We start from the raw sequence: 13,851 nt of genomic DNA, 5'->3' as shown, positions 1-13,851 counted from the left end.
CGTGGTCCGGGTCGTCTCCGTGGGCGACTGGGCCCGGGAGCTGTGCGGCGGCACCCACACCGCCTCCAGCGGCAAGCTCGGCGTCATCAAGCTGCTCGGCGAGGCGTCGATCGGCTCCGGCGTGCGCCGCGTCGAGGCGCTGGTCGGCACGGACGCCTACCAGTTCCTCGCCCGCGAGCACGTGCTCGTCGCCCAGCTCTCCGAGGCGCTCAAGGCGCGCCCGGAGGAGCTGCCCGAGCGGGTCAACGACCTGGTGGAGCGGCTTCGTGGCGCGGAGAAGGAGATCGAGCGTGTCCGGACCGCCCAGCTGCTCTCCAGCGCCGGCGCGATCGCCGACAGCGCGGTCGACGTCGGCGGCGTTGCCGTCGTCGCGGCACGCGCGTCCGGTGCGGCTGCGGGCGACGTACGCACCTTGGTGACGGACGTCCGTGCGCGGCTGCTCGACCGTCCGGCTGTCGTCGTGCTCGTCGGCGACGGCGACGGCAAGGTCTCGGTGGTCACCGCGACGAACGACGCGGCGCGTGCCCGTGGGCTGTCCGCCGACGCGCTGCTGCGGGAGCTCGCGCCGGTCCTGGGCGGCCGCGGCGGCGGCAAGGACGACCTGGCGCAGGGTGGCGGCAGCGATGCGTCCCGGATCGACGAGGCGCTCGGCCTCGTGCCGGGCCTGGTGGCGAAGGCCTGATGCGGCGGAGCCGATGAGGCCGGGCGTCAGGCTGGGGATCGATCCGGGTGACGCCCGGATCGGCGTCGCCCGCAGCGACCCGACCGGATTCCTCGCCACGCCGCTCGAGACGGTGCGACGGGGCCGGGGCGACCTGGCCCGGATCGTCGCCCTGGCGGCGGAGATCCAAGCGGAGTCGGTGCTGCTCGAGGTCGTCGTCGGACTGCCCCGCTCGCTCAAGGGCGGGGAGAATCCGGCGACTGCCAAGGTGCGCGACTTCGCCACCGCACTGGCCACTCGGATGGCGCCCGTGCCGGTGCGTCTGGTCGACGAACGGCTCACCACGGTTTCGGCGGAGGCTATGCTCCGCGACCGGGGCCGAAAGGGCCAGGACCGGCGCTCGGTGGTCGACCAGGCGGCGGCGGTCCTGATCCTGCAACATGCACTGGACACCGAACGCGGCGTGGGGGACGCGCCTGGAGAGATCGTCGAGGTTGGGACACGATGAGCGAGCACGACGAGGCCGGACACATTCCGGGGCTCGGCGACACGGCCGAGCGACCCGCCGTACAGGACGGCGAGCCTGGGCACGACGACTTCGACGAGCTGGACGAGCCGCCGCGTCGGGGTGGGCGGCGTGCCGAACGACGCCGCAGCCGCCTGCCCGGCTGCATCGCGGCGCTGGTCGCGCTCGCCGTCGTGGTCGGCATGCTCTGGTTCGGCTTCTCGTTCGTCAAGGGCAAGATCGACGGGCTCGGCGGGAGCAGCGGCGGCGACTACTCGGGCCAGACCGCCCACGACCAGGTGAGCTTCGAGGTCAAGCCCGGCGACACGGCCGCCCAGATCGGCCGCAACCTCAAGACCGCTGGCGTCGTGAAGTCGGTGGACGCCTTCATCTCGGCGGCGAACTCGAACCCGAGCGCGTCCGGGATCCAGGTGGGCTTCTACCAGCTGCAGAAGGAGATGAGCGCCGAGGACGCGCTCGCCGTGCTGGTCGACCCGAAGAACATCGTCAACACGACCGTCGCCGTGCCCGAGGGCCTGCGGGTGGTCGACGTGGTCGATCTGCTCGCGAAGAAGACGAAGTTCAAGAAGTCCGACTTCGAGAAGGCGCTCAAGGACCCCTCGATCGGGCTGCCGGCGTACGCGAAGGGCAACCCGGAGGGCTACCTGTTCCCCGCGACGTACGCCTACGGACCGACCGACAAGCCGGTCGACATGATCAAGAAGATGGTCACGCGCTGGAAGCAGGCGGCGAAGGACAACGACCTCGAGGCGCAGGCGGCAGCGCTCGGCTACACGCCGGCGCAGATGATGACGATCGCCTCGCTCGTGCAGGCCGAGGGTCGCGGTGACGACATGCCGAAGATCGCTCGGGTCATCTACAACCGGCTCGAGGGGCCTGGCGACAAGCAAGGCACCAACGGTCTGCTGCAGATCGACGCCACGGTGAACTACGCGCTCGGACGCAAGGGCGTCGCGACGGTGACGACCGACGAGACGAAGACCGACTCGCCGTACAACACCTATGTCAACGCCGGGCTGCCCCCGGGCCCGATCGAGGCACCCGGAGACCAGGCCATCCAGGCGGCGACCCACCCGGCGCAGGGGGACTGGTACTACTACGTCACGGTCAACCTGAAGACGGGCGAGACCAAGTTCGCCAAGACGTACTCCGAGTTCCTCCAGTACCGCCAGGAGCTGAAGGACTACTGCGCCAACGAGTCTGCCGGCGCCTGCTGACCGTGAGGTGTGCTGTCCTGGGCGACCCCGTCGCCCACTCGCTGTCGCCGGTCCTGCACGCCGCCGGCTATGCCGAGATCGGCCTCGAGGACTGGTCGTACGACGCCGTCCGGGTGCCGTCCGGCTCACTCGCCGGCTTCGTGGCCGACCTCGACCCGACCTGGCGGGGACTGTCCGTCACAGCACCGCTCAAGCGGGAGGCGCTGGCCTTCGCCGTCTCGGTGACGACCCGAGCCCGGCTGGCGGGGGGCGCCAACACGCTGGTCCGGGCGGAGTCGGGCTGGACAGGCGACAACACCGACCTCCCGGGTGCGGTGTCCGCGATCCGCGAGCGCTACTCCGGGCCGGTCGGCTCGGCACTGATCCTCGGCGGCGGGGCGACCGCAGCGAGCGTCGGGCTGGCACTGGTCGAGCTCGGGGCGACGTCGCTCACGCTGGCGGTCCGCGACCCCACGCGAGCGTCGGAGACGGTCGCCGCCCTCGTCGCCCACCCCTCGGCACCCCTCGTCGAAACGGTGCCGTTCGACACGGTGCCTTTCGACACGTTGCCGTTCGACGCGGTCGTCTCCACGGTCCCGGTCGCCGCCGAGACTCCCGACCTGGTCGCCCGCTGCGCGGTGGCCCCGCTCGTCTTCGAGGTCACCTACGACACGTGGCCAACCCCGCTGGCTGACGCGGCGAGGGGTGCCGTCGTCACCGGGCTCGACCTGCTCGTGCACCAGGCGGTGCTGCAGTTCGAGCAGTTCACCGGTCTGCCGGCCCCGCTCGAGGCCATGCGGGCCGCGGGTTCGGCCGCGCTGGCCGCGCGCGCTCAGTAGGGTTCGCGCCATGCATCTGGTCCCGGCGCTGCTCTGCGCCGCCATCGGCGCGGCGACCGGCTGGTTCGCACCGCGTCTGATCGCCTCCCTGCCCGAGCCCGAGACGGACCCGGACGAGAAGCCCGGCGAGTTCCCCGACAAGGTCCTCTACGCCGACCTCGGGGCGACGCCCGGACTGCCGTGGAAGTGCGCCGTGGCCTGCGCGATCGCCGCCGGTCTGCTGGGCGCCGTGTTCGGCTGGGTGTGGGCGCTGCCGTGGCTGGTGTTCCTGGTGCCGGTGGGCTGCGCACTGACGGTGATCGACTACGTGACGTGGTATCTGCCCTCGCGCATCGTCGCGCCGTCGTACGTCGTCGTCGGGCTGCTCATCGTCCTCGGCGCCGTGGCCGTGGGCGACTGGCACGTGGTGCTGCACGCCGTGATCGGCTGGCTCGCCCTGGGCCTCTACTACGGGCTGATGTGGTTCATCAGCCCTCGCATCATGGCGTACGGCGACGTGCGGCTCGGCGGCCTGATCGGGCTCGCCCTCGGCCCGCTGGGCTTCGGGACCCTGATCCTGTCCGTCCTCGCCGCGGGCGTCCTCGGCGCGCTGTCGTTCCTCCCGCTCAAGCTGCTCGGCCGCACCATCAAGCGCGACCCGAGCAAGGGACCGTTGCGCGAGCACGTGCCGTTCGGGCCGTTCCTGCTTCTCGGCGCGCTGGCCGCCGCCTTGGCCGGGAGCCTGCTGAACCTCGCCTGACCCGTCTCACGGGCCCGGCCACGCATGCGCGCGTGAATGCCGAATGGGAGACTGGGCCCATGTTGCGTTGGCTCACTGCGGGCGAGTCCCACGGCCCGTCCCTGGTCGCGATCCTCGAGGGCCTGCCCGCCCACGTCCGGATCACGTCGGAGGAGATCGGCGACTCGCTCGCCCGCCGCCGCCTCGGCTACGGCCGCGGCGCCCGGATGAAGTTCGAGCGCGACGAGGTGACCCTGGTCGGCGGTGTGCGCCACGGCGAGACGCAGGGTGGTCCCGTGGCCGTCCAGGTCGGCAACACGGAGTGGCCGAAGTGGGAGACCGTCATGTCGGCCGACCCCGTCGATCCCGCGATCCTCGAGGGCCAGGCCCGCAACGCGCCGCTGACCCGGCCGCGACCGGGGCACGCCGACCTGGTCGGCATGCAGAAGTACGACTTCGACGACGCGCGCCCGATCCTCGAGCGCGCGTCGGCCCGGGAGACGGCCGCCCGCGTCGCGCTGGGCCGGGTCGCGAGCAACTTCCTCGAGCAGAGCGTCGGCGCCCGGATCGTGTCCCACGTCCTGGAGCTCGGAGGCGTTCGCACGCCCGGCACCGACCTGCCCGGGCCCGACGACGTCGCCCGGCTCGACGAGGACCCGGTGCGCTGCCTCGACCCCGACGGCTCCAAGCGGATGGTCGCGCGCATCGACGAGGCCCACAAGGACGGCGACACCCTCGGCGGCGTCGTCGAGGTCGTCGTCCACGGCCTCCCGCCGGGGCTCGGCTCGCACGTGCACTGGGACCGCCGCCTCGACGCGCGGCTCGCGGGTGCGCTGATGGGCATCCAGGCGATCAAGGGCGTCGAGGTCGGCGACGGCTTCGAGCTGGCCGCCACGCCGGGCAGCCTCGCGCACGACGAGATCGTCTCGGGACCGGACGGCATCCGGCGTACGTCGGGACGCAGCGGCGGCACCGAGGGCGGCATGTCCACCGGCGAGATCCTGCGCGTGCGAGCGGCCATGAAGCCGATCGCCACCGTTCCGCGCGCGTTGCGCACGGTCGACCTCGCGACGGGCCAGGAGGCGGTCGCGCACCACCAGCGCTCCGACGTGTGCGCGGTGCCGGCGGCGGGGATCGTCGCGGAGGCCATGGTGGCGCTCGTGCTCGCCGACGCGGTGCTGGAGAAGTTCGGCGGCGACTCGGTGGCCGAGACCAGGCGCAACGCCGAGTCGTACCGCGACGCCATCCGCTACCGATGACAGAGCCGGTGACAGAGCCGATGACAGGGCCGGTGAGCCCGAGTGTCGTGCTGGTCGGCCCGATGGGAGCCGGCAAGACCACCGTCGGCCGTGTCCTCGCGCGTCGTTGGGGCGTCGCCGTCCGCGACACCGACGCCGACATCGAGGCCGATGCCGGCAAGCCGGTCTCGGAGATCTTCGTGGACGAGGGCGAGGCTCACTTCCGCGAGCTGGAGAAGGCCGCAGTCGCCGCCGCCTTGGCCTCCCACGACGGCGTGCTCTCGCTCGGCGGAGGCGCCGTCCTCGACCCGGACACGCAGGTGCTGCTCAAGGACCACGCGGTGGTCTTCCTCCGGGTCGGGCTCGCCGACGCGGTCAAGAGGGTCGGACTCGGCTCCGCGCGCCCTCTGCTCCTCGGCAACGTCCGCGGCCGCGTGAAGCAGCTGCTCGACGAGCGCACTCCGATCTACGAGGCCGTGGCGCGGTTCGCCGTGGAGACGGACGGGCGGACCCCCGAGCAGGTGGCCGACGACATCGAGGAGAGGCTGGGTCGATGACCACCATCCACGTGGGCGGAGCGTCGCCGTACGACGTCGTGATCGGGCGGGACCTCGCCGACCGACTCCCCGGCATGCTGGGGGAGAAGGTCGAGCGCGTCGCCTTCCTGTACGCCGGCACTCTCGGCGCGCTCGCCGAGCCCGTCCTCGACCGGCTCGTGGATCGCTTCGAGGTGCTCGCCCTCGGCCTGCCCGACGGCGAGGCCGCGAAGACGGCCGCGGTCGCCAACGACTGCTGGGAGGCGCTGGGGGAGAAGGGCTTCACGCGCTCCGACGCCGTCGTGACGTTCGGCGGAGGCGCCACCACCGACCTCGGCGGCTTCGTCGCAGCGAGCTGGCTGCGCGGCGTGCGGGTCGTCCACGTGCCGACCACGCTGCTCGCGATGGTCGACGCGGCGGTCGGCGGCAAGACCGGCGTCAACACCGGCGCCGGCAAGAACCTCGTGGGCGCCTTCCACGAGCCCGCCGGTGTGCTCTGTGACCTCACGCTCCTCCGCACGCTGCCACGGGAGGAGCTGGTGGCCGGCCTGGGCGAGGTCGTCAAGTGCGGCTTCATCGCCGACCCGCGGATCCTCGAGCTGGTCGAGGCGACCGACCCGGCGACGCTCGACGCTGACTCGCCGGTGCTCGAGGAGCTCGTCGAGCGGGCGATCCGGGTCAAGGCCGAGGTCGTCGTCGCGGACCTCAAGGAGACCGGGGGCGCGGACGGGCACCCGGGCCGCGAGATGTTGAACTACGGCCACACCCTCGCCCACGCGATCGAGAAGCGCGAGGCATACGCGATCCGGCACGGCGAGGCGGTCGCGATCGGCTGCGTGTACGCCGCTGAGCTGGCGCGGCTGGCGGGCCGGCTGGACGACGCGACGGCGGCGCGGCACCGCAGTGCGTTCGAGAGGGTCGGTCTGCCGACGACGTACGACAAGGCGGGCTTCGACGACCTGGTCGGATCGATGCGGGTCGACAAGAAGGCGCGCGGCTCGCAGCTGCGCTTCCTCGTGCTCGACGGGCTCGCCCGCCCGTCCATCCTCGCCGGCCCGAGCGACGAGCTGCTGCGCGCCGCGTTCGAGGCGGTGTCGCGATGACGGTCGCCGCGACGCGGGTGCTGGTGCTCAACGGTCCGAACCTCGGCCGGCTCGGGCGCCGGCAGCCGGAGATCTACGGATCGACGACGCACGACGAGCTGGTCGAGATGTGCCGGAGCTGGGGTCACGAGCTCGGGCTGGACGTGGAGGTGCGTCAGACCAACCACGAGGGCGTCATGCTCGACTGGCTCAACGCCGCCGCGGACGAGCAGACGCCGGTCGTCCTCAACGCAGCCGCCTGGACGCACTACTCGTGGGCGATCTACGACGCCTGCGCGCAGCTCGCCGCCCCGCTCGTCGAGGTCCACATCAGCGCGCCGTCGACCCGGCCCGAGGAGTGGCGCCACACCTCGGTGGTCACCCCTCACGCGGCTCGGGTGATCGAGGGGCACGGGCTCGAGGGCTACCGGATGGCGCTCGAGACCATCGCCGGACGCTAGACCTCCCAGCCGAGGCGACGCAGCCGCGCCAGACCCCGGCTGCGCGCCATCCGGGCGGCGGGCCGCTTCACGCCGAGCACCTGCGCCGTCGTGGCCAGGTCGAGCCCGACGACGTCCATGCAGGCGATCACCTCACCCTCGCGCGTGGGCAGCGCGGCGAGTGCCCGTCGTACGGCGTCGTGGTGGTCGACCACGGCCGTCTCCGCCGGGACCGGGATCTCGGGCAGCTCGGCGGTGCCGTACGTCGCCCGACGGGCCACCTTGCGGCGCGTGTTCAGCAGGTGGTTGCGGGCGATCGTGAACAGCCAGCCACCGAAGTCGTCGTCGCCGCCGCCGAAGTCGGCGATCCGGGAGGCGGCCACGGCCCATGCCTCCATGGCGAGGTCCTCGTGGTCCGCGCTCGGATCGCCGCTCGGAAGCTGGCGCAGCCACAGCAGCAGCCGGCCCGCGTGCCGGTCGTAGAGCTCGCGCCAGGCGGCTGCCTCGCCCGCACGCGCGAGCGCGACGACGGAGGTCTCCGTGTCGGCCCGAGACGTGTCACGCACGGTGCTCAACCGTCGTGCTCCCCGGTGCCGCCTGTGCCAGCCGTGTCGCTCCCGCCGTCGTGGGCCGCGCCGTCCCCGGAGTCTCGCCCGCCGTCGGAACCGTCAGGTGCGTCGTCGGATGCTTCCCCGGTCGCCGAGTCGCCGTCGGACGGCTCGGACCGCTCGGAGCCGTCCGAGTGGCCGCCGTCGTGGCCGGCGTCGTCGCCCTGGTCGTCGCCCGAGTCGTCGCTCGGGTCGTCGCCGGTGCTGTCGCCCGGATGCGACGCGGCGCCGGAGGTGCCGCCCCGCCGGTGGGAGTCGCTGAGCCCGCCGTCGTCCCCGCCTGTGGGGTGGAAGGTGGTCGGCGGCTCGACCGGCTGGACCTCGTCGTCGTGCTCGTCGGCCGCGGTCGGGACGAGAGGTTGATGGCTCGTCGAGCGCTCGAGGCGTGTGGCGGGCACGACCGGCTGCGGCCCGTCGCCGTGATGACGGACCTGGTCGGCTCCGAACGTGGCGCCCGCCGTCGCCAGGGCGACGACCGCCCCGGCGACGGGCAGGCCCCAGTGGCGGCGGGCCCGGGGCGACGCGGTCGGCGTCGAGGAACGGGCCAGTGCGGCCAGCCGCTCGCCGAGCGACTCGTCGGAGAGCACGCTCGGCGGATCGAGGTGCAGCGACCGACGGTCAGCGGCGCCGGTCACGACGCCGCCCGACCGCGCGCGCGACGGTGAGGATCAGTCGTCACCCTCGTGGTCATCCCCGTGCGAGCCGCCACCGGAGTGGTCGCCGTCGTGTCCACCGTCATGCTCACTGCCGCCATCGGTCTCGCCCCGGTCGTCGTGCGTCGAGGTGCTCTCGTGCTCGGCGTCGTCTCCCTGGGTGTCCTCGCCCTGGTCGTCGTCGCCCTGGTCGTCGTCGTTCTGGTCGGCCTTCGGAGCCTCCGTGTCGGGTGCCTCGGTGTCAGGGGCCTCCGTCTCGGGAGCCTCGGTCTCAGGCGTCTCCGTGTCGGCGGCCTCGGTCTCCGGGTCCGTCGCGTCCGCAGAGACGGTACCTGCAGCCGGAGAGGTCTCCACCTCGGCGGGCTCGGGGCTCTGGGTGTCCGCCGCCGGAGCCACCGACGAGGTCGGTGCCTGCACCGTGGTCCCGTGGGCGGGGTGGCTGGGCACGGTGGTGGCGGCGTACGCGCCGCCGGCCGCGCAGACGAGGACGGCAGCCGCTCCGGCGGCGATCTTGACCTTGCCGAGGTGTCGCATCAGGGTCCTCCTGGACCTGTCGGGGGTCGGCTCCTCATCGGAGCCTCACCCTGACATGTCGCGAGACGCCCTCAGGCGAACACGGGCTCCTCGGATTTCTGGAGGCTGACGGTCCAGGCTGGGAGCATCCACTGCGTCAGCGGGCCGATGGTCAGCGCGAAGACCACGGTGCCGACGCCGAGCGGTCCACCGAGCAGCAGGCCGACGACCACGACCGCGACCTCCAGGGAGGTCCGGACCAGCCGGATCGAGAGCCCCGTGCGGCGTACGAGGCCGGTCATCAGGCCGTCGCGCGGCCCGCGGCCGAACTGGGCGCCGATGTACATCGCCGTCGCCAGGGCGCAGAGTGCCACGCCGGCGAACATCAGGACGAGCCGCCACACGAGAGCGTCGGGCTGGTGGAGGACGGCCAGTGTGGCGTCCGTGCTCGGGCCGATCATGAGCGCGTTCGCGACCGTGCCGATGCCGGGCTTCTCCCGCAGCGGGATCCACAGGATCAGGACGACGAACGAGGTCCCGACGAGGACGGTGCCGAGGCTGAGGCCGAGGTGCTCGGCGATCCCGAGGTGCAGCACGTCCCAGGGAGCCACGCCGACGGCGCCGCGCACCATGAGGCCGAGCGAGATGCCGTAGACGACCAGGCCGACGAGCAGCTGGGGGAGGCGGCGGCCGAGGCGGCCGGCGCGGAGCTGGGCGAGCGGCCCGAGATCGGCGAGAGCGGTCATGGGAACCAGCGTGGCGGAGATTGGACTGTTCTCAAATAGCCAATCGTGACAGAGTGGACTGCGTGCCCCAGTCCATCGGTACGGCCTCCATCGGTCCGGCCTCCATCAGCGCGGCCCGCCTCGCGGGACTCGTCGAGGGGTTCGGACGCTCGCCGGCGTACGCCGGTCTGGCCGAGAGCCTGACCCTGCTCATCGGCGACGGGCGGATCGCCCTGGCTGCCCGCCTGCCGAGCGAGCGCGACCTGAGCGTCGCGCTCCGCGTCTCGCGCACCACGGTGACGCGGGCCTACGCGACCCTCGTCGAGGCCGGCTACGCCGAGGCGCGCCAGGGTGCCGGCACGTTCACGCGCGTCCCGGGTGACCGCCGGCGTGCACTCGACCGTGCCCTCATGCCGGGCGGCCGCGACGGCGACGTGATCGACCTCAACTGCGCCGCCGCGTCGGCGCCGCCCGGCGTCGCTGCGGCGTACGCCGAGGCCGTGGCCGACCTGCCGGCGTACCTCGGCGGGCACGGCTACTTCCCGGCCGGCCTGCCACGACTGCAGGAGGCCATCGCCCAGGCGTACGACGCCCGCGGGCTGCCCACCCGCCCCGAGCAGGTCATGGTGACCGCCGGCGCGCTCTCGGCGTCCGCCATCGTCGCGCAGGCGCTCACCCGGCGCGGTGCACGCGTGCTCGTCGAGACCCCGACCTACCCGAACGGCGTCGACGCCCTGCGCATCGCGGGTGCCCGGCTGGTCGGCCTGCCGGTCGCCCCCGACGGCTGGGACCTGGACGGGCTGGAGGCGACGCTGCGCCAGGCGCGGCCGACGCTGGCCTCGCTGATCCCCGACTTCCAGAACCCGACCGGCCTGGTGATGCAGGCGGACGAGCGGGAGCGTGTCGCGGCGGCGCTGCGCCGGTCGGGGACCGTGCCGATCGTCGACGAGGCGCACCAGGCCCTCATGCTCGACGGTGACCCGATGCCGCCCCCGTTCGCGGCGTTCGCCCCGGAGACGATCACGATCGGCAGCGCGTCGAAGAGCTTCTGGGGCGGTCTGCGGATCGGCTGGATCCGGGTGCCCGACTCGGCCACGATGCGGGCGCTCACCCATGCGCGGGTCCGGCTGGACCTGGGTGCGCCGGTGCTCGAGCAGCTCGCCTTCGCGCGCTTGCTCGACGACCCGTGGCCGGTGGTCGAGGCCCATCGGGCCCGGCTGCGCGAGCAGCGGGCGGCACTGGTGGCGGCGGTCAGCGAGCAGCTGCCGGAGTGGACGTTCCGCGTCCCACGCGGCGGTCTGTGCCTGTGGTGCCGGCTGCCGGAGCCGCTCGGCACCGACGTGGCGGTCGAGGCCGAGCGACGCGGAGCGATCGTCGCGCCGGGGCCGGTCTTCGCGCCCGAGGGCGGGCTCGACCACTTCGTGCGGATCCCGTGGAGCCGGCCGGCTGAGGAGCTCGAGGCGGCGGTCGGCGTGCTCGCCGAGTCGTGGCGTGCCGTCCAGGGCCGGCGAGGGGGCGGCGGCCGTCCGACGGATCGCATGATCGTGGCCTGAGCCGGTCTGAGCGCTCGCTGGGACGACCTCGCGCCTCGGGCGGGGTGACGCGCGGTTTCGCCGCGCCGCCGGGCCGCCGATAGACTCGGCCGCCGGTGCCTCGGCGCCACGGGAAGACCTTGACAACCTGGACATCAGAAGGCTGGACGCGACGCATGGCAACCACGAACGACCTCAAGAACGGCTTGGTTCTCAACATCGACGGCCAGCTCTGGCAGGTGGTCGAGTTCCAGCACGTCAAGCCTGGCAAGGGCCCGGCGTTCGTGCGCACCAAGCTGAAGAACGTCGAGTCGGGCAAGAACGTCGACAAGACCTTCAACGCCGGCACCAAGGTCGAGACCGCGACGGTCGACCGCCGGACCTACCAGTACCTGTACAACGACGGCACGCACTACGTCTTCATGGACTCCGGGACCTACGAGCAGATCGAGGTCGGCCCCGAGCTGGTGGGTGACGCCAAGAACTACATGCTCGAGAACACCGACGTCATCGTGGCCACCAACGAGGGTCGCGTGCTCTTCGTCGAGCTCCCTGCCTCGGTCGAGCTCTCGGTGACCTACACCGAGCCCGGTGTCGTCGGCGACTCGGCCACCGGCCGCACCAAGCCGGCCACGCTCGAGACCGGCCACGAGATCCAGGTCCCGCTCTTCATCGAGCAGGGCGAGAAGATCAAGGTCGACACCCGCGAAGGCGGCTCCTACCTCAGCCGCGTCAAGGGCTGACGTGGCTGCTCCGTCGGGTCAGCCGACCGCTCGCACCAAGGCGCGCAAGCGGGCTCTGGACCTGCTCTTCGCCGCCGAGGCGCGAGGCCTGAGCCCCGTCGACATGCTCGACCAGGCCATCGCCGAGGGCGAGGGTCCGGGCAACGCCTACACCGCGACGCTCGTGCGCGGCGTGACGGCCGAGCAACCGCGGATCGACGAGCTGCTGGCGACGTACTCGCAGGGCTGGACGCTCGACCGTATGCCGGCCGTCGACCGCAACGTGCTGCGCCTGGGTGTGTGGGAGCTGCTGCACGCCACCGACGTGCCCGAGCACGTGGCGATCAGCGAGGCCATGCAGCTGGTGCGCGAGCTGTCGACGGACGACTCACCACAGTTCGTCAACGGCATCCTCGGCGCCATCCAGCGCGACAAGGCCCAGCTCTCCTGATCGAGCCGCGAGGCATTCCTCTCCCGCAGTCGGTTACCGGGACCTCGTCGGACACCGACCAGAGAGGGGAGCCCCCCATGGGTGAGAAGGACAAGGCTCAGAACTTCGCCGAGGAGAAGGTCGGCGAGGCCAAGGAAGCCGTCGGCAAGGCCACGGACAACAAGGACCTCGAGGCTGAGGGCAAGACCGACCAGACCAAGGGCAGCCTCAAGCAGGCCGGCGAGAAGGTCAAGGACGCGTTCGACTGAGCGTCCGACGCCTGCGAAGCCTGACGAGGGGCACGGTGAGAGCCGTGCCCCTCGTGGCATTTCGCCGGGAGCATCTGCTCCGGACCATCTGCTCGGGTGCATCCGCTGGGTAACGTCGAACCCATGCGCGCCATCGTCTACTCAGAGACCGGTCCGTCCTCCGTCCTGCGCCTCGTCGAGCGCGAGGTGCCCACGCCGGGCCCCGGCGAGCTCCGGGTGCGCCTGTCGCGGGCCGGGGTGAACCCGACCGACTGGAAGGCGCGCGCCGGTGGCACCTACGCCGCGCTGCCGTACGACGAGATCACGCCCGGCCAGGACGGCGCCGGTGTGGTCGACGCCGTCGGCGAGGGTGTCCTCGGCTTCGGCGTCGGGGACCGTGTGTGGGTGCTGCTCGCCCAGCACGGCCGCGCGCACGGCACGGCCGCCGAGCACGTCGTCGTGCCGGCCGAGAAGGCCGTCCACCTGCCGGTCGGGGCGTCCTTCGACCTCGGCGCCGCACTCGGCGTCCCCGCGATCACGGCCCATCGCGCCCTGACCTCCGGAGACGTCGACCGTCTCGAGCCCGGGGCCCTGGCCGGTCGCACGGTGCTCGTCGCCGGGGGAGCGGGCGCGGTCGGCAACGCCGCGATCCAGCTCGCCCGCTGGGCCGGCGCGACGGTCATCTCCACGGTCAGCAGCGACGAGAAGGCCGCCCTGGCGATCGCCGCCGGGGCCCACCAGACCGTCAACTACCGCGTCGGCGACGCGGTGGCCGAGGTCAAGGCGCTCGCTCCGGACGGCGTCGACCTGGTCGTCGAGGTCGCCCCGGCCGTCAACAACGACCTCGACCGCGAGGTGCTGCGCGTCCACGGCACGGTCGCGATCTACGCCAACAACGGCGGCGACGAGATGACGCTGCCGCTGCGGGCCACGTTCTCGAAGAACCTGCGCTACCAGTTCGTCCTGCTCTACACCCTCGCGCCGGAGCTGCTGCGGACAGCGGCCGAGGACGTCGCGGCCGCTGTCGAGGCGGGGGCCCTGCGGGTCGGCGACGAGGTCGGCGTACCGCTGCACCACTACCCGCTGGAGCAGGCCGGAGCGGCCCACGACGCGGTCGAGCAGGGTGCGGTTGGCAAGGTCCTCATCGACCTGGACTAGTCTCCTGCTCGATCCGACATCCTTTA

At 72.6% G+C, this 13,851-nt stretch carries 18 protein-coding genes; 14 read left to right on the top strand and 4 right to left on the bottom strand.

Annotation, left to right across the window (positions count from 1 at the left end; all coding sequences use genetic code 11):
* The 9 genes from ABD205_RS09565 to ABD205_RS09525 all read left to right on the top strand — a co-directional run.
* The coding region (locus ABD205_RS09565; protein WP_344044570.1) for a DHHA1 domain-containing protein at window positions 1–682 on the top strand (682 nt) is incomplete at its 5' end.
* Window positions 683–695: 13 nt separating this feature from the next.
* A complete protein-coding gene (ruvX, locus tag ABD205_RS09560) occupies window positions 696–1,169 on the top strand; it encodes a Holliday junction resolvase RuvX (protein WP_344044569.1) in 474 nt (157 codons plus the stop codon).
* Window positions 1,166–2,404: an endolytic transglycosylase MltG gene (gene mltG, locus ABD205_RS09555; protein ID WP_344044568.1), complete on the top strand. Its 1,239-nt coding sequence runs from the start codon at window positions 1,166–1,168 to the stop codon at window positions 2,402–2,404. Before ruvX ends, mltG begins: the two co-directional genes overlap by 4 nt.
* A 2-nt stretch (window positions 2,405–2,406) precedes the next feature.
* Entirely contained in the window at window positions 2,407–3,222 is an 816-nt protein-coding gene (locus ABD205_RS09550; RefSeq protein ID WP_344044567.1) for a shikimate dehydrogenase, read from the top strand.
* Between the two features lie 10 nt (window positions 3,223–3,232).
* Window positions 3,233–3,961 (top strand): A24 family peptidase, encoded by a 729-nt coding sequence (locus tag ABD205_RS09545; RefSeq protein WP_344044566.1) that lies wholly within the window; start codon window positions 3,233–3,235, stop codon window positions 3,959–3,961.
* A gap of 59 nt (window positions 3,962–4,020) precedes the next feature.
* Window positions 4,021–5,199 (top strand): chorismate synthase, encoded by a 1,179-nt coding sequence (gene aroC / locus ABD205_RS09540; protein ID WP_344044565.1) that lies wholly within the window; start codon window positions 4,021–4,023, stop codon window positions 5,197–5,199.
* Window positions 5,200–5,231: 32 nt separating this feature from the next.
* Window positions 5,232–5,735, top strand: a complete 504-nt coding sequence (locus ABD205_RS09535; RefSeq protein ID WP_425572792.1) for a shikimate kinase — start codon at window positions 5,232–5,234, stop codon at window positions 5,733–5,735.
* Complete coding sequence (aroB, locus tag ABD205_RS09530) at window positions 5,732–6,817, top strand: 3-dehydroquinate synthase (RefSeq protein ID WP_344044564.1); 1,086 nt, start codon at window positions 5,732–5,734, stop codon at window positions 6,815–6,817. Before ABD205_RS09535 ends, aroB begins: the two co-directional genes overlap by 4 nt.
* Window positions 6,814–7,257: a type II 3-dehydroquinate dehydratase gene (locus ABD205_RS09525; RefSeq protein WP_344044563.1), complete on the top strand. Its 444-nt coding sequence runs from the start codon at window positions 6,814–6,816 to the stop codon at window positions 7,255–7,257. Before aroB ends, ABD205_RS09525 begins: the two co-directional genes overlap by 4 nt.
* On the opposite strand, the gene ABD205_RS09520 is transcribed toward ABD205_RS09525, so the two are convergent.
* From ABD205_RS09520 to yczE, 4 genes are all read right to left on the bottom strand, one after another.
* Complete coding sequence (locus ABD205_RS09520; protein ID WP_344044562.1) at window positions 7,254–7,802, bottom strand: RNA polymerase sigma factor; 549 nt, start codon at window positions 7,800–7,802, stop codon at window positions 7,254–7,256. The genes ABD205_RS09525 and ABD205_RS09520 overlap by 4 nt on opposite strands.
* A gap of 5 nt (window positions 7,803–7,807) precedes the next feature.
* Complete coding sequence (locus ABD205_RS09515; RefSeq protein ID WP_344044561.1) at window positions 7,808–8,479, bottom strand: hypothetical protein; 672 nt, start codon at window positions 8,477–8,479, stop codon at window positions 7,808–7,810.
* A 33-nt stretch (window positions 8,480–8,512) separates the two neighbouring features.
* The gene (locus ABD205_RS09510; RefSeq protein ID WP_344044560.1) at window positions 8,513–9,031 is read right to left on the bottom strand and encodes a prolipoprotein diacylglyceryl transferase; all 519 of its coding nucleotides are present in this window, start codon (window positions 9,029–9,031) and stop codon (window positions 8,513–8,515) included.
* A 71-nt stretch (window positions 9,032–9,102) separates the two neighbouring features.
* Window positions 9,103–9,756 (bottom strand): membrane protein YczE, encoded by a 654-nt coding sequence (yczE, locus tag ABD205_RS09505; protein WP_344044558.1) that lies wholly within the window; start codon window positions 9,754–9,756, stop codon window positions 9,103–9,105.
* 62 nt (window positions 9,757–9,818) lie between these two features.
* Between yczE and yczR the strand changes: the two genes are divergently transcribed.
* From yczR to ABD205_RS09480, 5 genes are all read left to right on the top strand, one after another.
* Window positions 9,819–11,288: a MocR-like transcription factor YczR gene (gene yczR / locus ABD205_RS09500; protein ID WP_344044556.1), complete on the top strand. Its 1,470-nt coding sequence runs from the start codon at window positions 9,819–9,821 to the stop codon at window positions 11,286–11,288.
* A 155-nt stretch (window positions 11,289–11,443) separates the two neighbouring features.
* On the top strand, window positions 11,444–12,010 hold the full coding sequence (gene efp / locus ABD205_RS09495; RefSeq protein WP_344044555.1) for an elongation factor P: 567 nt from the start codon (window positions 11,444–11,446) through the stop codon (window positions 12,008–12,010).
* Window position 12,011: 1 nt separating this feature from the next.
* Window positions 12,012–12,440, top strand: a complete 429-nt coding sequence (gene nusB, locus ABD205_RS09490; protein WP_344044554.1) for a transcription antitermination factor NusB — start codon at window positions 12,012–12,014, stop codon at window positions 12,438–12,440.
* Between the two features lie 77 nt (window positions 12,441–12,517).
* Complete coding sequence (locus tag ABD205_RS09485) at window positions 12,518–12,688, top strand: CsbD family protein (protein ID WP_344044553.1); 171 nt, start codon at window positions 12,518–12,520, stop codon at window positions 12,686–12,688.
* A gap of 123 nt (window positions 12,689–12,811) precedes the next feature.
* Window positions 12,812–13,825: an NADPH:quinone reductase gene (locus ABD205_RS09480; protein WP_344044552.1), complete on the top strand. Its 1,014-nt coding sequence runs from the start codon at window positions 12,812–12,814 to the stop codon at window positions 13,823–13,825.
* Window positions 13,826–13,851 lie beyond the last annotated feature (26 nt).

This window comes from Nocardioides panacihumi (assembly GCF_039530925.1).
GTDB lineage: Bacteria > Actinomycetota > Actinomycetes > Propionibacteriales > Nocardioidaceae > Nocardioides > Nocardioides panacihumi.
Note: the sequence above shows the minus strand (reverse complement) of the source record. Positions and strands in the feature narration are given on the sequence as shown.

What these genes read in the sequence shown, in the direction of transcription:
- ruvX (WP_344044569.1), top strand. Translation starts at nt 696, where the DNA reads ATGAGGCCGGGCGTCAGGCTGGGGATCGATCCGGGTGACGCCCGGATC.
- mltG (WP_344044568.1), top strand. Translation starts at nt 1,166, where the DNA reads ATGAGCGAGCACGACGAGGCCGGACACATTCCGGGGCTCGGCGACACG.
- ABD205_RS09545 (WP_344044566.1), top strand. Translation starts at nt 3,233, where the DNA reads ATGCATCTGGTCCCGGCGCTGCTCTGCGCCGCCATCGGCGCGGCGACC.
- aroC (WP_344044565.1), top strand. Translation starts at nt 4,021, where the DNA reads ATGTTGCGTTGGCTCACTGCGGGCGAGTCCCACGGCCCGTCCCTGGTC.
- aroB (WP_344044564.1), top strand. Translation starts at nt 5,732, where the DNA reads ATGACCACCATCCACGTGGGCGGAGCGTCGCCGTACGACGTCGTGATC.
- ABD205_RS09525 (WP_344044563.1), top strand. Translation starts at nt 6,814, where the DNA reads ATGACGGTCGCCGCGACGCGGGTGCTGGTGCTCAACGGTCCGAACCTC.
- ABD205_RS09510 (WP_344044560.1), bottom strand. Translation starts at nt 9,031, where the DNA reads ATGCGACACCTCGGCAAGGTCAAGATCGCCGCCGGAGCGGCTGCCGTC.
- yczE (WP_344044558.1), bottom strand. Translation starts at nt 9,756, where the DNA reads ATGACCGCTCTCGCCGATCTCGGGCCGCTCGCCCAGCTCCGCGCCGGC.
- efp (WP_344044555.1), top strand. Translation starts at nt 11,444, where the DNA reads ATGGCAACCACGAACGACCTCAAGAACGGCTTGGTTCTCAACATCGAC.
- ABD205_RS09485 (WP_344044553.1), top strand. Translation starts at nt 12,518, where the DNA reads ATGGGTGAGAAGGACAAGGCTCAGAACTTCGCCGAGGAGAAGGTCGGC.
- ABD205_RS09480 (WP_344044552.1), top strand. Translation starts at nt 12,812, where the DNA reads ATGCGCGCCATCGTCTACTCAGAGACCGGTCCGTCCTCCGTCCTGCGC.